This window comes from Deltaproteobacteria bacterium, assembly GCA_011375175.1.
In the GTDB taxonomy this organism is placed as follows: Bacteria; Desulfobacterota; GWC2-55-46; order GWC2-55-46; family DRME01; genus DRME01.
The window spans coordinates 1-24,480 of record DRME01000014.1; the positions used below are offsets into that span (position 1 = coordinate 1).

At 64.9% G+C, this 24,480-nt stretch carries 22 protein-coding genes and 1 tRNA gene; 10 read left to right on the forward strand and 13 right to left on the reverse strand.

Features of this window, described 5'->3' with window-relative positions; genetic code table 11:
- Positions 1-161 precede the first annotated feature (161 nt).
- The 4 genes from ENJ37_01010 to ENJ37_01025 form a co-directional block, all read right to left on the reverse strand.
- Positions 162-719, reverse strand: a complete 558-nt coding sequence (locus tag ENJ37_01010) for an aminoacyl-tRNA hydrolase (GenBank protein HHL39063.1) — start codon at positions 717-719, stop codon at positions 162-164.
- Between the two features lie 60 nt (positions 720-779).
- The gene (locus tag ENJ37_01015) at positions 780-1,412 is read right to left on the reverse strand and encodes a 50S ribosomal protein L25 (GenBank protein HHL39064.1); all 633 of its coding nucleotides are present in this window, start codon (positions 1,410-1,412) and stop codon (positions 780-782) included.
- A 107-nt stretch (positions 1,413-1,519) separates the two neighbouring features.
- On the reverse strand, positions 1,520-2,470 hold the full coding sequence (locus tag ENJ37_01020) for a ribose-phosphate pyrophosphokinase (protein HHL39065.1): 951 nt from the start codon (positions 2,468-2,470) through the stop codon (positions 1,520-1,522).
- A gap of 163 nt (positions 2,471-2,633) precedes the next feature.
- Positions 2,634-2,708: transfer RNA gene (locus ENJ37_01025), tRNA-Gln, on the reverse strand.
- A 558-nt stretch (positions 2,709-3,266) separates the two neighbouring features.
- On the opposite strand from ENJ37_01025, the gene ENJ37_01030 reads away from it, so the two are divergent.
- The 3 genes from ENJ37_01030 (at position 3,267) to ENJ37_01040 (ending at position 5,778) form a co-directional block, all read left to right on the forward strand.
- Positions 3,267-3,788, forward strand: coding sequence for a tetratricopeptide repeat protein (locus tag ENJ37_01030; protein ID HHL39066.1), 522 nt, complete (start codon positions 3,267-3,269; stop codon positions 3,786-3,788).
- Positions 3,789-3,965: 177 nt separating this feature from the next.
- Positions 3,966-5,159: a hypothetical protein gene (locus ENJ37_01035; GenBank protein ID HHL39067.1), complete on the forward strand. Its 1,194-nt coding sequence runs from the start codon at positions 3,966-3,968 to the stop codon at positions 5,157-5,159.
- A gap of 1 nt (position 5,160) precedes the next feature.
- On the forward strand, positions 5,161-5,778 hold the full coding sequence (locus ENJ37_01040; protein HHL39068.1) for a hypothetical protein: 618 nt from the start codon (positions 5,161-5,163) through the stop codon (positions 5,776-5,778).
- A 54-nt stretch (positions 5,779-5,832) separates the two neighbouring features.
- Here the strand turns inward: ENJ37_01040 and ENJ37_01045 are convergent, their stop codons facing one another.
- The 3 genes from ENJ37_01045 to ENJ37_01055 all read right to left on the reverse strand — a co-directional run bounded on the left by ENJ37_01045 (position 5,833) and on the right by ENJ37_01055 (position 8,803).
- The gene (locus ENJ37_01045; GenBank protein HHL39069.1) at positions 5,833-6,051 is read right to left on the reverse strand and encodes a hypothetical protein; all 219 of its coding nucleotides are present in this window, start codon (positions 6,049-6,051) and stop codon (positions 5,833-5,835) included.
- 54 nt (positions 6,052-6,105) lie between these two features.
- Positions 6,106-7,353, reverse strand: a complete 1,248-nt coding sequence (locus ENJ37_01050) for a radical SAM protein (GenBank protein HHL39070.1) — start codon at positions 7,351-7,353, stop codon at positions 6,106-6,108.
- Between the two features lie 265 nt (positions 7,354-7,618).
- On the reverse strand, positions 7,619-8,803 hold the full coding sequence (locus ENJ37_01055; GenBank protein ID HHL39071.1) for a hypothetical protein: 1,185 nt from the start codon (positions 8,801-8,803) through the stop codon (positions 7,619-7,621).
- Between the two features lie 248 nt (positions 8,804-9,051).
- On the opposite strand from ENJ37_01055, the gene ENJ37_01060 reads away from it, so the two are divergent.
- Complete coding sequence (locus ENJ37_01060) at positions 9,052-9,897, forward strand: DUF362 domain-containing protein (GenBank protein ID HHL39072.1); 846 nt, start codon at positions 9,052-9,054, stop codon at positions 9,895-9,897.
- A 46-nt stretch (positions 9,898-9,943) separates the two neighbouring features.
- Here the strand turns inward: ENJ37_01060 and ENJ37_01065 are convergent, their stop codons facing one another.
- On the reverse strand, positions 9,944-11,512 hold the full coding sequence (locus ENJ37_01065) for an HDOD domain-containing protein (protein ID HHL39073.1): 1,569 nt from the start codon (positions 11,510-11,512) through the stop codon (positions 9,944-9,946).
- Between the two features lie 175 nt (positions 11,513-11,687).
- Here ENJ37_01065 and mltF point away from each other — a divergent pair, with 175 nt between their 5' ends.
- A complete protein-coding gene (gene mltF, locus ENJ37_01070) occupies positions 11,688-13,733 on the forward strand; it encodes a membrane-bound lytic murein transglycosylase MltF (GenBank protein HHL39074.1) in 2,046 nt (681 codons plus the stop codon).
- Between the two features lie 189 nt (positions 13,734-13,922).
- Here the strand turns inward: mltF and ENJ37_01075 are convergent, their stop codons facing one another.
- Positions 13,923-15,014 (reverse strand): hybrid sensor histidine kinase/response regulator, encoded by a 1,092-nt coding sequence (locus tag ENJ37_01075; protein ID HHL39075.1) that lies wholly within the window; start codon positions 15,012-15,014, stop codon positions 13,923-13,925.
- A gap of 123 nt (positions 15,015-15,137) precedes the next feature.
- On the reverse strand, positions 15,138-15,758 hold the full coding sequence (locus tag ENJ37_01080; GenBank protein ID HHL39076.1) for a hypothetical protein: 621 nt from the start codon (positions 15,756-15,758) through the stop codon (positions 15,138-15,140).
- Between the two features lie 446 nt (positions 15,759-16,204).
- Between ENJ37_01080 and ENJ37_01085 the strand changes: the two genes are divergently transcribed.
- Entirely contained in the window at positions 16,205-17,242 is a 1,038-nt protein-coding gene (locus tag ENJ37_01085; GenBank protein ID HHL39077.1) for a hypothetical protein, read from the forward strand.
- The gene (locus ENJ37_01090) at positions 17,239-17,505 is read left to right on the forward strand and encodes a flagellar biosynthesis protein FlhB (protein HHL39078.1); all 267 of its coding nucleotides are present in this window, start codon (positions 17,239-17,241) and stop codon (positions 17,503-17,505) included. The genes ENJ37_01085 and ENJ37_01090 overlap by 4 nt, the downstream gene beginning before the upstream one ends.
- Here ENJ37_01090 and ENJ37_01095 read toward each other — a convergent pair.
- The 3 genes from ENJ37_01095 to ENJ37_01105 form a co-directional block, all read right to left on the reverse strand.
- Entirely contained in the window at positions 17,499-18,029 is a 531-nt protein-coding gene (locus tag ENJ37_01095; GenBank protein ID HHL39079.1) for a cyclic nucleotide-binding domain-containing protein, read from the reverse strand. The two genes, ENJ37_01090 and ENJ37_01095, sit on opposite strands and share 7 nt — an antisense overlap.
- Before the next feature lie 304 nt (positions 18,030-18,333).
- The gene (locus ENJ37_01100; protein ID HHL39080.1) at positions 18,334-18,657 is read right to left on the reverse strand and encodes a (2Fe-2S) ferredoxin domain-containing protein; all 324 of its coding nucleotides are present in this window, start codon (positions 18,655-18,657) and stop codon (positions 18,334-18,336) included.
- Positions 18,658-18,683: 26 nt separating this feature from the next.
- Complete coding sequence (locus ENJ37_01105) at positions 18,684-18,890, reverse strand: hypothetical protein (GenBank protein ID HHL39081.1); 207 nt, start codon at positions 18,888-18,890, stop codon at positions 18,684-18,686.
- 436 nt (positions 18,891-19,326) lie between these two features.
- Here ENJ37_01105 and ENJ37_01110 point away from each other — a divergent pair, with 436 nt between their 5' ends.
- The 3 genes from ENJ37_01110 to ENJ37_01120 all read left to right on the forward strand — a co-directional run bounded on the left by ENJ37_01110 (position 19,327) and on the right by ENJ37_01120 (position 24,274).
- Positions 19,327-21,345 (forward strand): hypothetical protein, encoded by a 2,019-nt coding sequence (locus ENJ37_01110; protein HHL39082.1) that lies wholly within the window; start codon positions 19,327-19,329, stop codon positions 21,343-21,345.
- A gap of 37 nt (positions 21,346-21,382) precedes the next feature.
- A complete protein-coding gene (gene lepB / locus ENJ37_01115; GenBank protein HHL39083.1) occupies positions 21,383-22,240 on the forward strand; it encodes a signal peptidase I in 858 nt (285 codons plus the stop codon).
- 327 nt (positions 22,241-22,567) lie between these two features.
- A complete protein-coding gene (locus tag ENJ37_01120; GenBank protein ID HHL39084.1) occupies positions 22,568-24,274 on the forward strand; it encodes a proline--tRNA ligase in 1,707 nt (568 codons plus the stop codon).
- Positions 24,275-24,480 lie beyond the last annotated feature (206 nt).

A 24,480-nucleotide genomic window follows, 5' to 3' on the forward strand; every position in this document is an offset into this window, starting at 1 on the left:
CTCAGACTCCCTCCAAAAACTTTTGACGCGAGTTGGTTTCCCCCTGTTTTGCCTGGCAAAACAGGGGGAAACCAACTCGTATTGAAAGTCTTTGAAGGGGGTCTGGGGGAAACTTTCTTCAGAAAGTTTCCCCCAGTGTAATAAATCGGACCTTCCTTAAATCAAGGGGCGTTGAAGTTGTTCATGGCCGTGTCGATCCCTTTTGAAACGATGGCCTCCACGCAGTGCGCGGCCTTTTCGAGCATGGTATCGAGGATATCGTGTTCGTCGTCGTCGAAGGGGCTGAGCACGTACTCGCTAACCGCCGCGTCCCGCGGTCTTCCTATGCCGAGACGCACTCTGGGGAAAGCGTCCGTGCCGAGAGAGTCGATGATCGAAGCGACGCCGCGGTGTCCCCCGCTCCCTCCGCCGCGCCTTATCCGTATCCTTCCCGGCGGCAGGTCGCAGTCGTCGAAGCAGACGATCAGGCGCTCCGGCTCCACGCCCCAGGCCGCCATGACGGCGGCCACGGCCGTCCCGCTGCGGTTCATGTAGGTAAGGGGCTTGCAGAGCAGCACATCGGTCCCTGCGAGCTCGGTCTCCGCCAGGAGGGCTCCCCCTCTCTCGGCGAAGGAGGCGCCGCAGAGCCCGGCGAGCCTGTCGACGAGCATGAACCCCACGTTGTGCCGCGTGGCTTCGTAGCGGGGGCCGGGATTGCCGAGCCCGGCGACGATGAACAGCCCCTTTCTTTCGCCGTTCCGCCGCTGCAAAACGCCGAGCCGTCCAGGCGCCGCGGCGCCTTACTCGCCCCCCTCTTTCTCCTCGAAGCTCTCGGCTATCTCGCTTTCGGCCTCCTCGGCGCTCACCGTCTCGACCTCCTTTACGGGAGGAACGACGGAGACGACCACGTGGGAGGGATCGTCGACGGCCCGCACGCCTTCGGGGAGATTGAGGTCGCCTATGTGCAGGGACTCGCCCACGCCGAGGGCCGTCACGTCCACGTCGACGGCCTCGGGGATGAGGCCCGGCAGGCACTCGATGGTGACGGTGCGCAGGTCCATGTGCTCGATGCCGCCCTCGCGGGCGCCGGCGGACCTGCCGACGATCCGTACCGGCACCTCGACGGTGACGGCCTCGTCCATGCGCACCTCGTAGAGGTCGATGTGCTCTATGACGTCGCGCACGGGATGTACCTGGAGGTCCTTGATCATGACCTTCCTGTCGCCCGCCTCGCCCCTGAGGTTTATGAGGGCGCTCTCCCAGCTCGTCGCGCCGAGCGTGCGCGCGAGGTCCTTGCTGTCGAGCTTGAGGTTGACGGCCGCCCCTGCGGCGCCGTAGAGGACGGCCGGCACGTAGCCCGCCTTGCGAAGCCTGCGGGAGGGACCCTTGCCGGTCTCGCTCCTCGTCCAGGCCGTAATCTCCAGCTCTTCCATTCTCTTCGCGTTCCTCCTGTGAATTTTTCGTCGCTTCGTCGCACCGGGAGGGCTTCCGCCCGATGCGACCCTATCCCGGACCCTCTCCCTGCCGCCGCCGGCCGGCTTCAGACGAAGAGCGAGCTCACCGACTCACCGTAGTGTATCCTGTGTATGGCCTTGCCGAGGATGCTCCCCACGGAGAGGACCTTGATCTTGTCCCCGGCCTGGGCCTGGGCGCCCGGCCTCAGGGGTATGGTGTTGGTCGTCACCAGCTCCTCCACCGGCGAGGCCGAGAGCCTCTCAAGCGCCGGCCCCGAGAGGACGGGGTGTGTGCAGCAGGCGTATATCCTCCTTGCGCCGTGCTCCTTCAGGGCCGTGGCCGCCTGGGTGATGGTGCCGGCCGTGTCTATCATGTCGTCGAGGAGTATGGCCACCTTGCCGTCGACCTCGCCGATGATGTGCATCACCTCCGAGACGTTGGGCGCCGGACGGCGCTTGTCGATTATGGCAAGCCCCGCCTTGAGCCGCTTGGCGAAGGCCCGGGCCCTCTCAACACCCCCGGCGTCGGGCGAGACGATGACGATGTCGTTGTGGTTGAAGTTCTCCCGCACGTACTCGAGGAGCACGGGGGTGGCGTAGAGGTTGTCGACGGGCACGTTGAAAAAGCCCTGAATCTGGCCTGCGTGGAGGTCCACGCAGAGCACGCGCGTGGCGCCGGCCACCTCGATGAGGTCGGCGACGAGCTTGGCCGAGATGGGCGTGCGGGGCGCCACCTTCCTGTCCTGCCTCGCATAGCCGTAATAGGGGACGACGGCGGTGAGAGACGAGGCGGAGGCGCGCTTGAAGGCGTCGAGCATGATGAGCAGCTCCATGAGGTGGTCGTTGCAGGGCGTGCAGGTGGACTGGACGACGAAGATGTCCATGCCGCGCACGCTCTCGCGGATGTCGACGCAGATCTCGCCGTCGCTGAAGCTCTTGACCTCGGCCTTGCCGAGCTCTATGCCGAGCGTGCGGCAGATCTCCAGCGCCAGCGGCCGGTTGGAGTTGCCGGAAAAGACCTTGATCCTGCCCTCAATCATCGCGCGCAACCCTTGATTGATCAGATAATTATCAAGGAAGCTCTGATTAATTACCCTGGGGGAAACTTTCTGTAGAAGGGCCACAGGCCCACGGTTCCCTCAGTGCAATAAATCAGAGTTTCCTTAGTTTGATTGCCCCGGGCCAGTAGCCCCCGGCCGCTGGCTGGGGCGGGAGGATTCGAACCTCCGAATGCGGGGATCAAAACCCCGTGCCTTGCCGCTTGGCGACGCCCCAGCAAGGCTCTGTGCACCAGGCCCGCCGTAAGAGACATACCTTATAATCTTCCTCTTTTCTTGTCAAGTTTTTTCGTCGGCGCAGGGGCTTGACGGCGGAGACGGAAAATCGTCAAAAATAAAATGCCTTGACTCCCGGAAAAGACGGATGTTAAAGTTAGGAGTAATTCTGATTGCCCCGGGGGGGCCGAGTGAGGGCCTGCGTGTCTCCCGAGGTCAATACAGTCAGAAACCGGGATACTTTCCGAATTACAGAGGACCCGCTTGTCCGGATTTCGGCCTGTCAGCGCACCTCCCCGCGTCGCAAGGGAGGCTGCCGGAGCCGGCCGCAAAAGAAGGGCGGGCGGGGAAACGCAAAAAACAAGGAAACCCTGTCGGCCACACCGGAGGGAGACTTTCTGGAGAAGGGTCACGGTCTCACATCAAGGTCCAGCAATTCCTCACTAAAGACTCCTGCGCCCGCCAACGGGGCCGCCCGAACCTTCGCAATGACGGAAACGGCTCAAGGAGCGGGGGATGGAAGATCTTCAGGTAAGGAGAGCGAGGGCTGCGTGGGTCCATGTCCCCTTTTCAAAAAGTCGTCCCGGGGAGAAAAAGACGGACGGGATTTCCCCAGGGAGGAATCATGTCGAAAATAATCAAGGGGCTGACAATCTTCGCCTTCCTCGGTCTTCTCGGCGCAGCGCCGGCCCTGTGCGGCGAGCGGCCCACCCCCCAGGACCTCGCAAAGGCGGACGAGCACAAACAGCTTGCATTCCGGTACGAAGACAAGGGCGATCTCCAGAACGCGCTGCGCGAATACATGACCGCCCTCGAGTACAACCCCTACGACGCCGACCTGCTCTTCGACCTCGGCGTGGCGTGCCTGCGCATGCAGTTCCACGACGACGCGGCGGCGGCCTTCGAGCGGGTGGTGAAACTCAACAAGGACGACACCGAGGCATACAACCTCCTGGGCCTCGCCTACCGGGGCGCCGGGAGAAAGGCCGACGCCGAAAAGGCGTGGAAGAAGTCGCTGGACATAGACCCCAACCAGGTAGCGCCCAAGAAATTCCTCGACGAACTGAAGACTCAGCCTTAACAAGGGCAGCCCTGATTGATTGCACTGAGGGAACCTTTTTGTAGAAGGGTCACAGACCCACGGTTCCCTCAGACTCCCTCCAAAAACTTTTGACGCGAGTTGGTTTCCCCCTGTTTTGCCAAGCAAAACAGGGGGAAACCAACTCGGATTGAAAGTCTTTGACGGTTTCCGGTCCGGATGCGGCCGCGGCGCTTCTTCCAGAGCCCAACCTCCGCTGGAGTTAGCCCTATGCTCGACTTCATCAAGCCCGAAAAGCTCAACTGGCGCCATTACTTCGGGGGCGCCGCCCTCCTCTTCATCATAGTCCAGCTCCTCACGGGCCTCTTTCTGACGCTCTTCTACGACCCCACGCTGAAAAACGCCTACAAGAGCGTACAGTACATAACCAACGAGCTCACCGGCGGCAGCCTCATGCGCAACCTCCACCGCTGGGTGGCCTTCTCGCTCTTCCTGGCCGTGGCCGTACACACGGTGCGCTCCACGCTGCGCCTCGACTTCCTCAACAGCTCCAAGCGCGTGGCATGGATGACGGGCGTGCTCCTGCTCTGGCCGCTTCTGCTCCTGGTCTACTCGGGCCTCATACTCCCATGGGAGTGGAAGGGCTACTGGTTCATGGAGATGGTCCCCAACTACGCCGCCGAGGTGCCGCTGGTGGGGGCGGCGCTCAAGGACTTCTTCCTCGACACCTTCACGCTGCCGCGCTACCTGGTCATACACATCCTCTTCCTGCCGATAGTCTGCCTCGTCCTCTTCGACTATCACCTGCTGGCGAGACTGCGCAGGCGCGGCATATTCAGGTACCTGGCGAGACACACCATCATAACGCTCCCCTTTCTCGCAGCCGTCGTGGTGCTGGCGCTCTACGTAACCATACCGAGCGAAGACCCCGACATAATCCCCCTTCCCCTGGAGGGCGAGTACATACCGACACCGGAGTGGTATTTCACGCTCATCCTCCTGCCCTTCCTCTACCTGAAGGGCCGCTGGGTCTTCGTCCTCTCGATCCTCATCCCCTTTGTCGTGTACGTGGCGGCGGCGTTCCTGCCCTACTTCCTCCGTCCCCGCACAAGCGCCGAGGAGGAAGAGGCGGGGGGCGGAGCAACCCTCCTCTCAAGGCTCTGGAACGAGGGGTGGACGCGCTACGTCGTGCGATTCACGGCGGTCACCGTCATAACGGCCTTCATCTACTCGCTCATATGGCTGGGCTCCTACAACTCGCCCACCTTCGGATGCAACAGCTGTCACAACCTGTACCGGGGCTTCAGGATGGGCATACCGCCCGACGACTTCAAGGACAGGAAAAAGCTCCCCAACCTCGACGACAACGAGTGGATGATGGGACACTGGTTCTATCCCACCGAGATATACTGAGATGAAAAGGCTCGTCATACCGGCGGCCGCCCTGGCCGTGGCCGCGGCGGCCGCGCTCTACCTGACGGCCGGTGATGAGACCGGCGAGGTGCTCGAAGACGCCCGCAGCTACATAGAGGCCATGCGTTCGAGGGACTTCGACCGCATCTTCAGCTACCACGGCGACTCCCAGCGCAAGTGCATGATAGTCACCGTCCGCGCAAACGGCGGCGACGTGACGGCCGAGCTCGAGGCCGTAAGAAAGCTCAAGCGCTCCAACTTCGAGACGGCCTCCTTCTCGGAGGACCTCATAGGCGAGTGGGTCGAAAAGGCGATATTCACGCCCCCCTCGAGCTACCACATCGTCGGCGTGGATATGGTGGAGGACACGGAGAACCCCTCGTCGCCGCTCCACGACATAAACGAGCGGGTAAACGCCTTCGTCACCGTAGAGGTATCCTACCCCTCGGCCGACAGGGCGCCTGTCTTCGGAGGCAGGCCGCTAAAGTCGGGCCGCTTCGTCGTGAAGATGGTCCACAGCAGCAACATAGCGAGGACACTCCGCGGCGAGGCGACCATCGACCGCTGGCTCTTCAAGTCCATAAGGGCCGTTCCGGAGTCGATGGAGTTCTTCGACTGACCTCGTCCACGGCCCCCCGGCCCGCCGCTCCCTCCGGGCTTCCTGCGGGGGCCTTCAGTGCCCGTTCCTGCCCTGCCATATGCCGGCGCCGAGAAAGATCGCGCCGCCGAGGACGAGGAGGTAGTTGAAGGGGTCGGGCTCGAGGCCCAGCTTAAGCGTCAGCATCGTATTGAGGAGGCCGAGGACGAGGAGCACGCAGCCGAAGAACTGCTTCTTCACGCCCCGCTTCGGACCCTCCTCTCCGGCAGTCCTCTTCTCTTCTTCAGCCGTCATCTTTCCTTCCGCCGCAGTGAACGCTTCCCGGAGCCGTGGTCCGCTCAAGGCCCCTCAGCGTCCGTCCTTTTGCCGTCGCCTGAGCTCGGCCATGAGCTCGGGGGTTATCTCGGCGATGCCCATGGCCCTGGCGTACCGTTCGAGGCCGCGGCGCACCATGGGGCGCAGGAAGGAGGGCACGCGCCCAAGGCGCTCCCTGGCCTCGGCCGTCCACACCGGACCGGCAGCCTTCGAATCGGCGACGGATCCGCCGCCACCGCCCCTTGCCGGCGGCCCCTCGGGCTCGTAGCCGCACCAGTCGTCCTCGCCCATCAGATCCCCGCCCGAAGCAAGAGCTCTTGCGCGGCAGCCTCCGCACACGTCGTTGAACTCGCAGTCGCCGCAGGTGCCGGTATAGCGCGGCTCGCGCAGGCTCCGCATCATGGGGTCTCTCTCCCAGATGGCGCGAAGGGACTCTTTGCCGAGCTGCGGAGAGGCGGGACCGTAAGGGATGTAGGGGCACGGCGTAACGTACCCCTCCGGCGAGATGCGCAGGTAACCGGTGCCCGCTATGCAGCCGCTCGTCTCGCCGCGCAGAAGCGCGCTCCCGGGGTTCGCCCTGCGGGCCACCCGGAGCACGTGGGGAGCGCACCTTGCGCGGACCATTATCCTGCCCGCATACTCCCGCTCGGCCTCGACTATGGCGTGGAGGACCTCTTCGTACTCGTCGGAAGAGAGGTCGGTCATGCGCTGGCCCCGGCCCGTGCAGACGAGGAAAAAGATGTTGACCGCCCTGGCGCCGAGCTCGGCGCCCAGGGCTATGACGTCGCCGATCTCGCGGCTGCTCTCGCGGGTCACGGTGAACTGGAGCTGAAAATCGAGGCCGCCGCGCCTGAGCGCCTCCACGCCCTCCAGGGTTGCGCGCCAGGACCCCTCCACGCCGCGAAGGCGGTCGTGGACGGCCGGCGACGCCGAGTCCACGCTTATGCCCACGCCCGCCACACCGCCGTCGCGGAGCATGGCCACGCTGCGGTCGTCAAGGAGCGTGCCGTTGGTGCCCACCACCACGACGAGCCCCCTGGCGGCCGCATGGGACGATATCTCGGGCAGGTCCTCCCGCAAAAGCGGCTCGCCGCCGGTGAGTATGAGCATGGCCCCGCCGGGCGTGAGATCGGCGATCTCGTCGACAAAACCGAGGGCCCGGACCGTATCCACCGGGTCGGCGCCGCCGAGCTCGTCGGCGTCGAGGTAACAGTGGCCGCAACGCAGGTTGCAGCGCCTGGTAATGTTCCACGATATGAGAAAAGGCGGATTGTCGCCCATAAGCCCCGGTGCCTTACGGATCCAGGAAACTCTGATTAATTGCACTGAGGGAACCTTTTTTGTAAAAAGGTTCCCTCAGACTCCCTCCAAAAACTTTTAACGCGAGTTGGTTTCCTCCTGTTTTGCTTTGCAAAACAGGCGGAAACCAACTCGTATTGAAAGTCTTTGAAGGGGGTCTGGGGGAAACTTTCTACAGAAATTTTCCCCCAGGGCAATAAATCAGAGCTTTCCTCGACTTGTCGAGCCCGCCGATGGACAAGGCGGGTTACATCTTCATGCGTTTACGGACGCGTTCCATGAAGGGTGCGGTGACTTTCCTGAGTCCTTCCTTGCGTGCCGTCTCTTCCACGAGGTTCTTGACCACGCCGCGCACGAAGGGCGGCACGCGGCCGAGCATATCGATGGCGTCGTCGGTCCAGAGCAGTTGTTCGACCTCTTTTTCTCCCCCGTCCCCGGCCGTGACCTCGCGGCTCGTTATGAGAAGGTGGCAGGGGAGCTCGCGCAGGCAGTTCTCCGTGTTGCCGCCGATATCGAGTCCCCCGTCGGCGTGGAAGCCCGTCTTGCCCATGACCATCATCAGCGGCCGCTCGCGCTCGGCGTAGCTTACGAGCTCGTCGAAGGCCTTGCCCGATAGGAGCACGGTCGATATCTCCGTTCCGGCGCGGGAGGCCATGCGCTCGGCCGTGTCGAGGTGGTCGCGGTAGATCTTGGCCAGCCCCTTGTCGATTATCTCCTCGTGGAGCTTTTCCTGTTCCTTGAACTTGAAGACCTTGCCGGCCTCGTCGCTGAGCACCGTGGCTATACTGTTGAAGGCCGTGTAGTGGAAGTCGGGGTCGAAGGCGCTCACGGCCTCGACGGAAGCGCCGAGACGGGGAGCGAGTTCGAGGGCGGCCGCGAGGGCGCCGAAGCTGCGCGGGCTTCCGTCGACGGCGACGGCGATCTTTGCGCGGCGGCCGCCGCCGCGGGCCCTGGCCACGAGGACGTCGGTGGAGAGCCTCCTCACGACGCGCTCGCAGACGGTGCCTATGCGGCTTCGCTCCACCTTGCCGAGCCCGAGAGCTCCGAGGACCACAAGGTCGTAGCGGCCCTCGGCGGCCTCCCTCACGATCTCGGCGTAGTTCTTGCCCTCGCGGCTAACCTCGCTCACCTCCACCCCTCGCCCCTGCGCCCGCGAGGCGAGCACCGACATGTACGAGTCCGAGATTATGCGCAGCCCCTTGTCGATGAGCGTGTCGTGCGTTTCGCGCTGGCGCTTGAGTTCCTCTTCGTTCTGGTACTTCTCGGGCAGGCCGCTCTCCATCTGGCGGAACCGTTCGTCGTGGAGCCTCGCCGCATAGACATGGCATCCCGTAACACGGGCCGCCGTCTTCTCCGCTATTGCGAGCGCCACGTCGACGCCGGCGCAGGCGTCCTCCGAGTTGTCGAGACAAACAAGGATCTTTTCGTACATGTACCCGCCCCTCCTCGAGTGTTGTCGGCGCCGGGCCGCGGGGGGCCGCGGGGGGGGCCGCGGGGCCCCGCCGGACACAAGGGTCGTTTTGGAGATTTTAACACTTGACCGCCCCTGTTGACAAGCGATTATGCGGGGGTTAATATCTCCAGGGGGTCACAGCGTCCACCGCGGGGCGACGGCGCTTTTGCGGCCGGCGGAGGAGACAAGGGCTTTTACAAAGGCGAGGGCGGCGAGGGGAGAGTGAGATGGCGGCGACGGGGCGGGTATGGAAGGCGGAGTTCAGTGGGCGGTGGCAAGAGCCGGTGGCCGCGCTTCTCGACGCATCGGGACTGGCCGGGGAGATCGGAGAGCGGCGCAGGGTGCTCATAAAGCCCAACCTCGTCGAGGCCCTCGCCCCGCCGGTGACGACACCCGCCGCCCTTGTGGAGGCCGTCGTAGCCTATGTGCGCCGCAGGCTGCCGCGCTGCGAGGTCGTGATCGGCGACGGTACGGGCTCGCTCGACTATGACACCTTCCACGCCTTCCGGGTCCTGGGCTACGAAGAGCTCGCCCGCCGCCGGAGCGTAAGACTCGTGGACCTGAACACCGAACCGCTCGAGCGGCTCGAAGACCCCGCCCTCGAGCGCTGGCCCGTCCTGTTTCTGCCCCGGATCGTCATGGAAAGCTTCCTTATCTCCGTGCCGGTGCTCAAGGCCCACACCCTCGCCGGCGTAACGCTTACGATGAAGAACATGATGGGAGCGGCCCCGCCGCTCCACTACCAGGCGGGCGGCCACTGGAAGAAGTCGGCCTTTCACGCGGGCATCCACGAGGCGGTGGCCGACCTCAACCGCTACCGCTCCCCGGACTTCACGGTGCTCGACGCGACGGTGGGCATGAGCGAGGCCCATCTGTGGGGTCCCACGTGCGACCCGCCTCCAGGCCTCATCAGTGCCGGCTTCGATCCCGTGGCGGCGGACGCCTACGGCGCGGCGCTGCTCGGACGGGACTGGCGCTCCATAGGACATATAGCGGCCGTCGACGGCGAGCTCGGCAGGGCCGCGCCCGTAGAGGTCGTCGACGTCTCCTGTGCGGGGGGAAACCTCCTGTAGAAGGGGCGCCGCCCCACGTCCGCCGGGGATGAGAGAATAAGACGGCTCAGCGGCGGCGGGCCATGAGGTGATCGAGCGCTATGTTGCCCTGGAGGGTGAAATGGAGGAAGGCCTGGTAGAGATCGGGGCTTATGGGGCGGCCCGTTGACGCCCTGTCGGCGTAGAAGAAGCCTATGACGCTGCCCCGCGAGTGGATCGGGCTTATGGCGAACGCCGCCGGGGCGAGCAGGCGGCGCAGGGCATGGGGGACGAGCCGCCGGTATGCCGCATCGCCGGTGTCGGCGACAAGCACCGGCGAGCGATCCCGGAAGGCGCGCCCGAAGATATTGGCCCGCGGGTCGTTTTCGATGACCATGTCCCTTACGGCCTTTCCCTTCTCCACGCCGAGGCCGTACCTTCCCACGATGCGCCTTTTGCCGCCGTCGCAGAGAAGAAGGATCACCCGCTCGAAGCCCACGGCGCGATGAAGGCCCTCGATGATGGTGTTGAAGATGACGCTCAGCTCCTGCTTCTCGAAGATGAGCTGCGAGATGTCCTGGAGATAGCGCATCTTGACGGCGGCGTCGGGCTCGTCTCTCACCGCCGCTGCGCCGTCGCTCCCGCCCGCCGCCGCCGCACCGTCGTCGCAAGGGGGCGCTTCGAAGCCCGCGCCGACCTTCCTGAGCACGGTGGTTCGCAGCGTAACGGAGTCCTCCTGCGCGGGCGGCGAGACGGGCCTGAACTTGCCGACTTCGATGGAGAGCGGCTCGGCAAGCTCCCGGACCTTGAGGTAGGCCGACTCTATGAGGGCCTCCCCCTTTTCCGCGGGTATGCCCGCCACGGCGGAGAGCCGCTCCATGAGGGTGTCGAGGCCGGCGGCCGTGCCCACGCCCGAGAGGTTGGCCGTTATGGCGTTTGCAAGGGCCGAGACGGCCGCCATCTTTTCACGCCGCGTACGCGGCGCACCGGCGCTCACGGGAGAGACGGCCATGGTCTCGAGGATCGTCTCGGGCAGGTTCATTTCCCTGCCCACCGCCAGCCCCACCTTGCTGAAGGGCAGGCCGAGCACCCGCACCTGTGCCTGCTCGGCCTCCATACCCCCGCGCTCCATGAGTCGGCGCACCGTGGCGTACTTGTGGGGCATGGAGTAGGCAACGGCCATGGGACCGAGGTTGTAGAGAAGCGCCTCCACGTAGACCGCCTCGAGCTCGGCGCCTCCCATGGCCGAGGCGAACTCGCGGGCCATCGTGGCGGCCACGAAGGAATCGGCCACCAGTTTCTTCATGTCCACGGCGGGATGGTGCCTCTGGAAGGTCTCCACAAAGGCAAGCCCCGTGGTTACGGACCGTATCATGTCGAGTCCCAGCATGACGACGGCGCGCGATATGGTGTTTATGACCTCGCCGCCGGGATTGTAAAAGGCCGAATTGACGAGCCTCAGGACCTTGGCGGTGAACCCCTGGTCCCTGAGTATGGCCCTCGATACGTCGGAGGCGCTCGAATAGGGCCTCTGGATGGCCCTTATCACCTCGAGGACCGTATCCTGGAAGACCGGAAGCCCGCCCTCGCCGCCGCAGCAGTCACGGACGATCCGCCCCACAACATCTTCGCCATCGTCGACCTTCACCGCCACCATCTTCGTCTCCGTATCAGGAGGGGCGCTCCTCTACGTTCTAAGGAAACTCTGACTTATTGCACTGAGGGAACCTTTTTGTAAAATGGCCACAGGCCCACGTTTCCCCCAGGGACATTAATCAGAGCTTCCCTAAAACGCTTGAAAAAGAGGGAGAAAAACACTATCCTTGCCGTCTATGAAGAGAGAGCGAAGGGCCGGGGCCGCAAAGGCGGCCGCCTTAGTTCTTTTCGTCCTCCTTGCCCTGGGACTTGAGTCCTGCGACGGCGGCGAGGCCGGGGGAAAGACGGGAAGCGGGACGCCGGCTGGAGCGGTCATCAGGGTAGCGGTCATCGCGGACCCGCCCCGGGGCGTGGGCAGGGGCGGCGGCGGACGGGACCGTCTGCTCGCAAGGGAGCTGGCCGAAGAGCTCGGCGCGGGGCTCGAGATCGTAGAAGCGGGCGGCTACAGGGAGGTCGAACGGCTCCTTGTGGAAGGCAGGGCCGACGTGGCGGCAAGGCCGTTCATGGTCACGGAGGCGCGCGAAGAAAGGATAGACTTCTCCACGCCGCTTGCCCACGTGGACGAGCTCATCGTCACGAGAAAGGAGGCGGCCGGGGGGATCGACTCGCCCGAGGCGCTGCGCGGCAGGGAGGCGTGCCTTGCCGGGTCGAGCCCCCACGCCGCGACCCTCGCAGCCGTGGAAGGCCTGAAGGTCAGGGTCGTCTACGGCGGCAACACCGAGGAAACGCTGCTCGATATGGTCTCCACCGGCGAGTGCTTCTCCACGGTGGTGAGGTCGGACCTGTGGGACGAGCTCGCGCCGCTGTACGGCGAGCTCGCAGCGGCGCTCAGGCTCGCCGCCTCAAGGCCGCTGAGCCTCGCCCTAAGGCCGGGCGACGAGGAGCTAAGGCAGAGCATAAACCGCTTCATCATCGCCAGGGCCCTGACGGACGACAGGAAGAAGACCTACACCGACGACCTCCCGGGCCTGAAAAGACGCAGGCTCCTTCGGATGCTCACGCGCAACAACGCCCTGAGCTACTACATCTACCGCGGCGAGGAGTTCGGCTTCGACTACGAACTCGTTCGCAAGTTCGCCGAGGAGAACTCCATGCACCTGGAGGTCGTCGTGGCGCCGGCACGCGACGAGCTTCTGCGGTGGCTCAACGAGGGCCGCGGCGACATCGTGGCGGCGGCCCTCACCATAACGGACGAGCGCAGGGAACGGGCGGCCTTCACCATCCCCTACAACCGCACGGAAGAGGTCCTGGTCGTAAGGGAGGACTACGAGCTCCACAGCCCGGCGGAGCTGGCGGGAAAGACCGTGCACGTGCGCCGCAGCAGCGCCTACTACTCCACCCTCAAAGAGCTGAGCCGGACCGTCGGCCTTCACATCGAGACAGTGCCCGAGGAGATGGAGACCGAAGACATCCTCGCCGCCGTCGAAGACGGCACCTTCGACATCACCGTCTGCGATTCCGACATACTCGGCATAGAACGCACCTACGGCCGCAGACTCAGGGCGGCGCTGAGCCTGCGCCCCGTCGAACACGGATGGGCCGTGCGCAGAGACAATCCCAAGCTTCTCGCTGCACTCAACCGCTTCATAAAGAAGAACCACCGCGGCCTCTTCTACAACATGACGCGGCGCCGCTACATGGAGGACAGCAAACAGATCGCCGAGGCCCGGGGCGGGATGCGGACCGACAAGCAGGGTGTCATCTCCCCCTACGACGACCTCTTCAGAAAGCACGCCGCCCGCCTCGACCTCGACTGGCGTCTCCTCGCGGCCCTCGCCTACCAGGAGTCGAAGTTCAATCCCCGGGCCAGGAGCTGGGCCGGGGCGGTGGGGATCATGCAGCTTCAGCCACGCACGGCCCGGGAGCTGGGCGTAAGGGACATGCGGGACCCCGAGCAGAACATCAAGGCCGGAGCCGAGTACCTCAGGGGCCTCATCGACCGCTTCGACCCCTCTCTGGAGCTCCAGGAGCGCATCCGCTTCGCGCTGGCCTCCTACAACGTGGGCATAAACCACGTGCGCGACGCGCGGCGCCTGGCTCGACGCCTGGGCCTCTCGCCCGACAAGTGGTTCGACAACGTGGAGCGGGCCATGCGACTCCTTTCCAGGCGCAAGTACTACCGCACCGTCCGCTACGGCTACTGCCGGGGTTTCGAAACGGTCAAGTACGTGCGGGAAATACAGAAGCGCTACAACACCTACACGGAGCTCGTCAAAGGATAGGGCGCATTGCAGGGGGGAGTGTCCCCGGCAAGCTGCGCCTTCCCGGCGGCGTGGGGGAGGCCGGTCCGCCGCTACAGGGGCGGACCGGGACGGGATACGAGGGAGTCCGAGGCGGCCGCAGGGCCCTGCCCCCTCCCCTTCAGGGTTTGCCCGGCGGGAAGGGGGAGCGACGAGGGCGGGGGCGCGCCCTCAGGTTGCGAGTCTGTCGCGGGAGTGCGGCGGGGCCGGAAGCGTTATGGTGAAGGTCGTCCCCCTGCCGGGCTCGCTCTTCACCGATACGCCGCCTCCCGCCCTCTCTACCTCCCGCTTGACGAGGGCGAGGCCGAAGCCGCTTTGCCGGTTCTTCTTCGTCGTGAAGAAGAGATCGAACATCCTGGCCTGGGCCTCCTTGCTCATGCCCCGTCCCGTGTCGGTGACGTCGACGGCCACGGCGTCGCCGAGCCGCCGCGACGCTATCGTCAGGGTCCCGCCCTCGTCCATGGCCTCGATGGCGTTTATGATGAGGTTCAGGAAGATGACGTGGAGCGAGTCCTGGATGCCGTCGATGGAGTGGTCGCCCACACGGCAGACCGTCGCGATCTCTTTTTCCTCGAGATAGGGGCCGACGAGGTTTAGCAGTGTGTCGAAGAGCCCCTTCAGTCCCACGGGCTCCTCCCTGTCGGCGCGCATGGAGACCTTGAAGACGTAGCTCGCAACCCTGTCGGCGTAGTCGACGCTGTCCTTTATGAGCCTGATCTTCTTGTCCCCGCTCTCGAGCTTTCGGCTCTTGGCGAGCGCGGCGGCCGACGCCTTGATCGTGGCCAGGATGTTCTTTATCTCGTGAATGGCCGAGACGGCCAGCTCTCCGAGTTCGGCCATCTTGGCCGTCCGAAGCAGCGCCTCGGTGAGCCGGTGCTTCTCTATGCTGCTCTGCACCGTCTCCATGAGCTCGTCGACCTCGAAGGGCTTGCGGAAAAACCCCTCGGCGCCGAGGTTGAGCGCCTTTATGGCCGAGTCGGTGTCGGCGTGGCCGGTCATTATAATGACCGGGATATCCCGCTTCCCGGCGCGCAGCGTCCGGAGCAGTTCAAGGCCGTTCACCCCCGGTATCTTCAGGTCCAGGAGCATGAGGTCGTAGGTGAGCTTTTCAAGCTTTTCCATCGCCTCGCGGCCGTCGTCCGCCTCGTCGGCGTAAAACCCCTCCCGTGAGAGCAGCTCGGCCAGGAGTGCGCGCTCGTGCTTTTCATCCTCCACCACGAGTATGCGCGGTTTAATGGACTGCTCCACTGCAAGCGTACCCATATAAGACGTCCTCACATCTTTTTTCCCGCCGCCGGGCCGCGGCCGGTCTCCCCGTTTTCAGGTGAAGAGCCGGCGAAGCTCCGCCCCTGTCATGCTCGCTTCGCGGCGGCCCGGCCGCCTCTCTCACTCTTCGATCCCTTTCATCCGCGCAACTACGTCGATGGCGCTCTGTATCTTCCTGAGACACTCGCTGATGGCTTCGTTCTGTCTGCTCCGGCCGTACTTGCGGACAAGGGACCTGTTGGCCAGCGTTATGGCCTGGAGTGGGTTGTTGATGTCGTGGGTGAGCTTCGAGGTGACGCCGTCGATGAAGCGGCGCCTTTCGCGCAGTTCCGCTTCCCTGACCGCCCTCTCCCCCTTTCGCCACGCCTCGGTCTGTGCGCGGCCCACGGCGACGGCGCATCGAAGGAGCTGCTCCACGCCCGGCCTGTCGCTGTGGAGCACGACCCTCACGGGGCCCTCGGCCGTCTGGATGGCGAGCCGGCCGCTGCCGGGTCCGTCCACGACAACGGCCGGCGGCAGCGGCGTCTCGGCGCCGCTTCTTGCCGCCAGGGCCTCCCAGCACTTCAGCCCCTCTTCCCCGTCGAGCACGACGAGGTCGGCCGGCGCGGCGCCTGCGCCGCCGAGGGCCTTTTCCAGGTCCTCCACCTCCTCGAACTCGAGGCCGCAGGCCTGGTCGGTCAGCACCTGTTTCAGCCACCGGACGATGCCCTCGTCGAGACGGGCCGCCGCGATAACGGTCATCGCCCTCCCTCCGGTCTCTGTGCGCCTCCGCCTCCACGGAAAGAAAGATGCCCGGACGCACCGGCCATGCGCGGTCCCTCAGCCGATCCCGGTCGCTATGGTGTGGTTGGCTATCGTTGCGAAGTGATTCCCGGTGTGCTCAAGAAAAGACGGCGAGACGCGATGAAAAAGAAGATACCTTTAATTTAGCATCGCCCCCTGCCGTTGTCAAGGCGTGGCGAATCTTTTAGGGAAACTCTGATTTATTGCACTGAGGGAACCTTTTTGTAAAAAGGTTCCCTCAGGCTCCCTCCAAAAACTTTTGACGCGAGTTGGTTTCCCCCTGTTTTGCCAAGCAAAACAGGGGGAAACCAACTCGTATCGAAAGTCTTTGAAGGGGGTCTGGGGGAAACTTTCTACAGAAAGTTTCCCCCAGGGTAAATAAAAGGGTTGCGAAAGTTGTAACTATGCGCACGGGAGAGATCGTGTTGGCGGCGGTTGGGGCGGCGACGGGCGGCGACGAGGCCCTGAGGCTGCGCCACGGCGAGCTCCTGCGCGCAACGGTGGTCGATATCCTGCCCGACGGCTTCCTCACGCTGGCCGTGAAGGGCTCGGTCCTCAAGGCCCGTTCCGAGATCGCGCCGGCCCGCGGCGAACGGCTGCTCCTGCGGGTGGAAGGGGAGGAGGGTACTGTAAGGCTCCGTCTGACCGGAGAGGGGCGGGCGCTGCGGGAGGCGGCCCGGCGTCTGCTCGCCCGGGGGCCGCAACGGGCGGTCACGCAGCGGGAGGTGACGGCCCTCAAGGGCTTGCTCGACGCCGTGGAGGCAGCCGGGGGCCGCCACGGGGCGTTCGGGCTCTTCTTCCCGTCGGTGACCGAGCTTACGCCGCAGGTCCTGGCGCTGCTCGTGCGCTGGGGCGGGCTGTTTTTCGAGTCGTCCCTGAGGGCGCTTCTGCGGCGGCGGGCGCCGGACGGCGGCGACCCCGCCGGCGCCGGGGAGCTCGACGAGCTCCTCGGGCGGGACCTCAAGGGCCTTTTGTTGAAGATGCTCGGAGAAGGGGCCGGAGCGCGGGAGCGCCGCGCGCTCGCCGCCTTTTCCGAGGCCATCGAGCAGTGCCAGCTTCGCTCCGTCGCCGACGGAGCGCTTCACATGTACCTGCCCCTGCGCTGGCCCGGGCTCGTGCGCGGCGAGATATCCCTGGGCGGGACGGCGGGGAGGGACGCCCGGCCGCTCCATAGCTGCCTTGTGCGCCTCGACTTCGAAGAGACCGGCCCCGTCACGGCCCTTGTCGTCCTCGCACCGGCGCGGCCTCCCACCCTCCACGTAAGCATTACGGCCGCCCACAGGGGACTTGCCGAGGCAATGGAGGAGGGCGCGGCCGGTCTCGGGGCGGCGTTCGCCGCAGCGGGGCTGCGGCTTGGCGGCCTCGCCGTCACCCACCTCCCCGATGCGGCCTACGAAGACATGCCGGCCCCCACCGTGCGCGGGCTCGACGTAAGGATATGAGTGAAAAGAGGAGACTGGCGGCGGCGCTGCGCTACAGCCGGGAGACGGACGGCGCGCCGAGGGTGACGGCCAAGGGCGCAGGCGCGGCGGCCGACAAGATCATAGAGATCGCCCGCCGGGCCGGCGTGCCGGTGAAGGAGGACCGCGACCTCGTGGAGGTGCTCGCCGCCGTGGAGCTCGACACCGAGATACCGCCGGAGCTCTACAGGGCCGTCGCCGAGGTGCTGGCCTACGTCTACCGAATGAGCGGCAGGGCTCAGTAGGGCACAGGGTCGCTGACGGCGAGGTGGCGGTTTTCGAACTTGAGCCTCTCTATCTCCCTGCGGGCGCTCAGCAGCTCTTCGGTCGTGGCCCGCAGGCGCTGGGACAGAACGGTCGTGAATACGCGGTGGAGGATGTAGCGGAAGTTGTCGCGGCAGAGCTCCGGCAGCGTATCCAGGCACGAGGCGTCGAGCACGAGGCACCTCGTCTCGCCCTCGGCCACCACGGTGGCCGAGCGCGGCCTGCCGTCAAGCAGCGACATCTCGCCGAAGACGTCGCCCGAGCGCCTGAGCACGCTTATGATCACGCCGTCTCTGAAGACCCTGACCGCCCCGGATATGAGAAAGAAGATACGGTTGTCGTACTCTCCCTGGTTGAAGATGGGGCTGCCGTCCCCGTACTTCCTGAGCCTGCAGTAGCATGTCAGGGCCTTCAGCGCGTCGTCGTCGAAAGAGCTGAACAGCGGCAGGCCCTTTGCTATGTCGAGCAGCAGCCTGTTCTCTTCCGGATACTGGCGATGATCCATGAGAACCTCCCTACAACATAGCCGGCCTGCGTGCCCCTCCCGCCGCACGTCCCCCCCGGAACGTTACGGCGGCGGCAGGCACGCGGCGCCTTGACGGATACGGCCCTGTCTACTGTGCGGTTTCAGAAAGAAGTAAGTGCAGTGTGAGCTTTCCGCAGCGGGGTGACTGTCTTCGAGGAAGATGGCCAGCGGTACAGTAATTCTACTTTACGGTACCAGTATAGCCAAATCAGAAGGGAAAGTCAACCATATTTGAAGAGATGTAACAGCTTCTCCCCCTCCCGGGCGGGAGGCGGCAAAGGGGCTATCGCGCGGCGTCGAGCCTGAAGTGGACGAGCCGCTCCAGCGGCTCGCCCCTCTTGAGGTGCCTTTCGACGAACTCGTCCAGCTCGGCCGCGGTGATGCCCCTGTACCACGTGCCCTCGGGATAGACGACGACGGCGGGCGACAAAAGCCCCTCGGGCTCGCTCTCCTTGCATACCTTGACGCAGCCGCTCTTGGAGACGATCACGTCGTCGAGGGCTTCGGCCCTGACCCTCTCCTTCAGGGCGTCGGAGAAGGCCTCCGCCCCCTTGGCCCTGCACCTCTTGCCCTGGCATACGAATACGTGGAGTCTGTAGGGCTTCACGGCACTCTCCTTTCCGCGGGCCGGCCTCAGGCCTCGACCCGCTCCATGGTCCACCCAGCGCTCTTGTGGTCGCAGGCTATCTCGAAGGGAGTGGCGCCGTCGGTGACGGCGAAGCAGCTTATCCTGGCGTCGCCGTCGCGGCCCGTCCACCGGCAGGTCACCCGGCGCACACGGCAGGTAACGCCCTTCCACTGGAACTTGAGCGGCCTTATGCCCCCCGCAAAGAGGGCCATGACCTTTACGGGCCCGCCTCCGTAACCATGGCGGCGTCCTTCATGCTCTCGCCCTCGACGCGGAGCAGGAAGGCTTGGCGGCACTCGAAGAAGGAGGGGTCGAGGACGACGTCTTCGGCCAGGTGCTCGTTCAGCAGGCAGTCGAGCACCTTTCTCTGCCGCTCTGTTACGGCGTTGCTCATCGTGCCGGGCCCCTCCATGAAAGGGAAACTTTTGTGTCCCCATTATGCGGCCGCAGGCCCTTCCTGTCAAGTCTTCATGGAGGCGTCCCCCCGGCGGACGGCCCCGTCGAGGCGCCCGCCGGGCCCGCGCGGCGCGGCGGGTGTTTTTTTTGGCGCCATAGTGGTTGAATTTCAAAAAAAGATTTATTATCATTACCCTTCAAAAATTTTCCGCCGCACTTTCTACTTTGTCGAAAAACAAGGGAGGTAGCTGAATGCTTGACGAGATGAGGAAGAGGCGCAACTCCGTACTGGTACTGCTCGCCTTCGCCGCCATAGTCATAGTCTTCATCTTCTGGGGCGTCGGTCCGGCACCCCAGAAGCAACAGCCGCAGAGCTCGGACGAGGGCGGGGGACGTCCCTACGTGGCCATGGTGGACGGCGAGATAATCACGCCGGAAACATACAGGACGGCCTATGACCGTCAGCTCGACTACTTCAGGAACACCTACCGCGAACAGTTCAACGACGAGTTCATCGAGAGGCTCGACCTGCGCAGGCGCACCGTAGACATGCTCATAAACAGGACCCTCATCCTCAAGAAGGCCGAAGAGGAAGGGGTGAGCGTCTCGGACGACGAGCTGCAAAAGGCCATCATGAACATACCGGCCTTCCAGAAGGACGGTGTCTTCGACAAGGACCGCTACTTCGCCGTGCTCAACCGCAACCGCATAAAGCCGGCCGACTTCGAGCGCGACATGAAGCAGGACCTCGTCCTCGAAAAGATGCGGAACCGCGTCATCGCCGATATCGACGTGACCGACGACGAGATAAAAGAGGTCTACATGCGGGACAACAGGAAGCTGGTCCTCGACTACATCTCGGTCGACGCCTCGGCCTTCACCGACGGCATCGAGGTCACAGACGACGAGGCCAAGAAGTATCTCGACCGCCACAGCATGGCCTTCATGGAGCCCACCAAGGTCAGGGCCTTCTATGCCAGGCTCAGCTACGACAGGCTCGCCAAGGAGGTCGAGGTCCCGGAGGAGGAGGTCAAGAGCTACTACGAGAAGAACATAATCGAGTTCCAGGAGCCCAAGGAGGTGCGGGCGAGCCACATACTCATAAGGCCCGACGAGACGGCACTGGACCGCACCAAGGCCCGTGACGAGGCCCGCGCAAGGGCCGAGGACATCCTCAAGAGGCTCAGGGCCGGCGAGGACTTCGCCGAGCTGGCCATAAAGTACTCCAAGGATCCCGGCTCGTCGGCCAAGGGCGGTGACCTCGGCTTCTTCCGCATGGGCACCATGGTCAAGCCCTTCGAGGACGCCGCCTTCGCCCTCGGCAAGGGCGAGCTCAGCGACATAGTGGAGACGACCTTCGGCTTCCACATAATAAAGGTCACGGACATAAAGGACGCAAGGCTTCGGACCTACAACGAGGTCAAGGACGCCATAGCGGCAAAGCTCGCCCGCGAGAAGGCGGAGAGCGCTGCGGCCGAGAGGATCGAGCCCCTCGCCGCCAAGTTCAGGGAGGTGGAGAGCATTGACGAGCTGCGCGCCGCGGCCGAGGCCGAGGGCATAGAGACCTTCATGACCGACCTCTTCTCAAAGAACGACGGCAACGTGGAGCTGGTGGCCGACAATACGCTGCGCGAGGTCGTCTTCTCCATGGCCGAGGGCGAGACGAGCGACGTGGTGGAGACGCCGCTGGGCGTCTACGTGGTCAGGATAGTGGAGCGCGTGGAAGAGCACCTGCCTCCATACGAAGAGGTGGCCGACAAGGTCAAGGAGAGGCTCCGCATGGAGAAGGCCAGGGAGAAGGCCAGGACCAGGGCGGCCGAGCTGCTTCAGGCCCTCAGGGAGGGAGCCGACTTCGACAAGGTCGCTTCCGGCATCGTGCCGGGGCCGGAGGCCGGGGAGCACGACGAGGCCGGGGCCGGAGAGGGGGGCGAAGAGTCCGCTTCGGCCAAGGGGCTGAGCTCGGGCACGACCGAGCAGTTCACCAGGGTCCAGGGTTTCATACCGGGCCTGGGCATCTTCGTGGGCGACAAGGACGCCATCTTCGAGCTCTCCGAGGAGTCGCCCTACTACGGCGAGGTGCTCGAGCACGGCGACCGCTTCTTCATCTTCAAGTTCAAGGAGATGGAAGAGGCCGACGAGGCGGGCCTTGAGCGCTGGAAGGACGAGCTTCGCACCAGGCTGCTGCTCAAAAAGCGGGACGAGGCCGTGCTCTCCTGGATAAACGACATGCGCTCCAAGGCGGAGATCAAGATAAACGAGGAGCTCCTGTAGCCGGGACCGGAGAGCGGGCAGCCAGGTGAGCCGCCCAGTGGATATGGTTGAAGCGAGCTCCGAAAAGGCGCGACGCAAGAGGCCCTGGATGGCGGTGCTCCTGGGCCTCTTCGTCGTCGGCCTCGGTCAGTACTACAGCGGAGAGACTTACAGGGGCGTGCGCCTGTACCTGGTCTTCAACCTCTTCATGGCGCTGCTCATCTATCTCTTTCTCGCCGTCGACGCCGACCCGTGGATATTCCTCGTCGCCGCCCAGGGACTGCCGGCCCTCTACATCTACTCTCTCGTGGACGCCTACCGGACGGCGCGCGCGGCCGGGCCCGGCGCAGGCCCGGGCCGCCGCGAGCTCGTCGCGGTCTTCTTCCTCGTCTTCTTCCTCGTCGACCCCCTCGCCTCGGGACTCTTCACCGGACTGGTCGTCGACGGCTACACCATACCGGGTACGAGCATGGAGCCCACCATACTGGACGGAGAGCGGCTCTTCGTGCTCAAGATGCGCCACCGCGGCGCCGTGCCGCGCCGGGGCGACGTCGTCGTCTTCAGGCTCCCCGACGACGACGTGAAGCAGTACATAAAGAGGGTCGTCGCCGTGGGGGGAGACACGGTGGAGCTGCGCGACGGCAGGCTGTACGTAAACGGCGCCGAGCGGCCCGAGCCATACCTCGCCCACCGGCCGGGCGAGGAGCCCGACCCCTACTACGACAACGCCGGCAAGCTCGATGTCCCCTACGGCGAGGTCTTCGTCCTCGGCGACAACAGGCACAATAGCTACGACAGCCGCAGCTTCGGCACCGTGCCCGTCGAACGCATCGAGGGCAAGGCCATGAAGATCTACTACTCCTACGACGAAGAAAAGGGCGAGATCCGCTGGGAGAGGATCGGAAAGCGCCTCTGAACGGCCGGGGGAAACTTTCTGTAGAAGGGCCACAGGCCCCCTGTATTCGTATATGCAGCGGTCCCCGGGAGGTTCGGGCCGCAAAGGCGTAAAAAAATCCCGCCTGGCGCGGCCCGGACCTCCCGGGGACCGCCAGTAGCGGGCGTGGGAAAGATACCCCCTTCTAAAGACTCTTAATCCGGGCCGGGGAACCTCGTTTTCCCGATTCCGTCCCTGGGTCCGGCGCCCATGGAGGAGCATGTCGAGCAGGCCCTGATCGGTCCGTAACGGAGCGGCGGTCGCCGGCGGGCCGGCCCGCCGGCGACCGCATCGAGGCAGGTGGTGTTTATGCGCATATCGAGGATGCTCATACCGACTCTCAAGCAGTCGCCTTCCGACGCCGAGGTGGCGAGCCACAGGCTCATGGTCCGCTCCGGCATGATTCGCAAGCTCGCCGCCGGCATATACAACCTCCTGCCGCTGGGACTCCGGGCGCTTCGCAGGGTGGAGGCCATCGTGCGGGAGGAGATGGACCGGGCCGGGGCCCAGGAGGTGCTCATGCCCGTGGTCCTGCCAGCCGAGCTCTGGCGCGAGAGCGGGCGCTGGGACCTCTACGGCAAGGAGCTTCTGCGGCTCAAGGACCGCCACGGCCGCGACTTCTGTCTCGGCCCCACCCACGAGGAGGCGGTGACCGACATGGTGCGCCGCGAGGTCCGCTCCTACCGCGACCTCCCGCTCAACCTCTACCAGATACAGACCAAGTTCCGCGACGAGATACGTCCGCGCTTCGGGCTGATGCGGGGCCGGGAGTTCATCATGAAGGACGCCTACTCCTTCCACGCCGACGACGAGTGCGCCGAGCGCGGGTACCGCAACATGTACGACACCTACGTGCGCATATTCGAGCGCTGCGGCCTCGAGTTCCGCGCCGTCGAGGCCGACACCGGGGCCATAGGCGGCAGCTTCTCCCACGAGTTCATGGTGCTCGCCCACACGGGCGAGGACGCCGTGGCGGGCTGCACGCTCTGCTCCTACGGCGCCAACGTGGAGCGGGCCGAGACACGGCCGCCGCAGGCCGCGCCCCCCCCGGTCTCCGGCGTCGCCGGGCCGAGGCGGGTGGTCACGCCGGGGAAAAAGAGCGTCGAAGAGGTGAGCGCCTTCCTCGGCGTGGAGCCCTCGCGGCTCATCAAGACGCTCATCTACGAGACCGAAAAGGGGGTTGCCGCCGCGCTGGTGCGGGGAGACCACGAGCTGAGCGAGCCCAAGCTGCGCCGGGCCCTCGGCGTGGAGCGCTGCGTGCTTGCGGGCGAGGACGCCGTTCGGGAGGCCACCGGCGCGCCGTCGGGCTTTGCCGGTCCCGTGGGACTCGGCGTGGAGATCGTGGCCGACCACTCGGTCTCGGCCATGGCCGACGCCGTCACCGGCGCCAACGAGGCCGACGCCCACCTTGTGGGCGTATATCCGGGCCGCCACTTCCAGGCCCGCTACGCCGACATAAGGACCGTCGTCGAGGGCGACCCCTGCCCCCGGTGCAAGGGCGTTCTCGAGATAAGGCGCGGCATCGAGGTGGGCCACATCTTCAAGCTCGGCGTCAAGTACAGCGAGGCCATGGGGGCCCTCTTCCTCGACGCCTCGGGCCGCGAGCGCCCCATGATCATGGGCTGCTACGGCATAGGCATAGGCCGCACGGCGGCGGCCTCCATAGAGCAGAACCACGACGACGCCGGCATCATCTGGCCCGGACCGCTGGCGCCCTTCAAGGTCCATATCGTGCCGGTCAACGTAAAGGACCGGGAGACCATGGCCGCCTGCGAGACCCTCTACGACGAGCTGAGCTCGGCGGGACTCGATCCCCTCCTCGACGACAGGGACGAGCGCGCCGGCGTCAAGTTCAAGGACGCCGACCTCATGGGCGCGCCGCTGCGGATCACCGTCAGCAGCCGCACCCTCGGGCAAGGGGCCGTGGAGATGAAACGGCGCCGGGCGCAGGAGACGACCCTCGTCCCCCTCGCCGAGGCCGCCGTCAGGGCGAGAGAGCTCGTCGCCCGGAGCTGACGCCCCCAGCCTCGCCGGCTGCGCCGTAAAGACCTTGGGAGACTCTGATTAATTACCCTGGGGGAAACTTTCTGTAGAAAGTTTCCCCCAGACCCCCTTCAAAGACTTTTAATTCCCTGCGGATCATCCTGATTTTGCAAGCAAAATCAGGATGATCCGCAGGGCGTTAAAAGTTTTTGGAGGGAGTCTGAGGGAACCTTTTTACA

Coding starts and splice junctions, on each gene's coding strand:
- ENJ37_01095 (HHL39079.1), bottom strand. CDS start 18,029: ATGGATCATCGCCAGTATCCGGAAGAGAACAGGCTGCTGCTCGACATA.
- mltF (HHL39074.1), top strand. CDS start 11,688: ATGAAGAGAGAGCGAAGGGCCGGGGCCGCAAAGGCGGCCGCCTTAGTT.
- ENJ37_01035 (HHL39067.1), top strand. CDS start 3,966: ATGCGGCCGCGGCGCTTCTTCCAGAGCCCAACCTCCGCTGGAGTTAGC.
- ENJ37_01075 (HHL39075.1), bottom strand. CDS start 15,014: ATGGGTACGCTTGCAGTGGAGCAGTCCATTAAACCGCGCATACTCGTG.
- ENJ37_01110 (HHL39082.1), top strand. CDS start 19,327: ATGCTTGACGAGATGAGGAAGAGGCGCAACTCCGTACTGGTACTGCTC.
- ENJ37_01030 (HHL39066.1), top strand. CDS start 3,267: ATGTCCCCTTTTCAAAAAGTCGTCCCGGGGAGAAAAAGACGGACGGGA.
- ENJ37_01080 (HHL39076.1), bottom strand. CDS start 15,758: ATGACCGTTATCGCGGCGGCCCGTCTCGACGAGGGCATCGTCCGGTGG.
- ENJ37_01055 (HHL39071.1), bottom strand. CDS start 8,803: ATGTACGAAAAGATCCTTGTTTGTCTCGACAACTCGGAGGACGCCTGC.
- ENJ37_01065 (HHL39073.1), bottom strand. CDS start 11,512: ATGGTGGCGGTGAAGGTCGACGATGGCGAAGATGTTGTGGGGCGGATC.
- ENJ37_01090 (HHL39078.1), top strand. CDS start 17,239: ATGAGTGAAAAGAGGAGACTGGCGGCGGCGCTGCGCTACAGCCGGGAG.
- ENJ37_01045 (HHL39069.1), bottom strand. CDS start 6,051: ATGACGGCTGAAGAAGAGAAGAGGACTGCCGGAGAGGAGGGTCCGAAG.
- ENJ37_01120 (HHL39084.1), top strand. CDS start 22,568: ATGCGCATATCGAGGATGCTCATACCGACTCTCAAGCAGTCGCCTTCC.
- ENJ37_01060 (HHL39072.1), top strand. CDS start 9,052: ATGGCGGCGACGGGGCGGGTATGGAAGGCGGAGTTCAGTGGGCGGTGG.
- ENJ37_01085 (HHL39077.1), top strand. CDS start 16,205: ATGCGCACGGGAGAGATCGTGTTGGCGGCGGTTGGGGCGGCGACGGGC.
- ENJ37_01050 (HHL39070.1), bottom strand. CDS start 7,353: ATGGGCGACAATCCGCCTTTTCTCATATCGTGGAACATTACCAGGCGC.
- ENJ37_01105 (HHL39081.1), bottom strand. CDS start 18,890: ATGGCCCTCTTTGCGGGGGGCATAAGGCCGCTCAAGTTCCAGTGGAAG.
- ENJ37_01040 (HHL39068.1), top strand. CDS start 5,161: ATGAAAAGGCTCGTCATACCGGCGGCCGCCCTGGCCGTGGCCGCGGCG.
- ENJ37_01015 (HHL39064.1), bottom strand. CDS start 1,412: ATGGAAGAGCTGGAGATTACGGCCTGGACGAGGAGCGAGACCGGCAAG.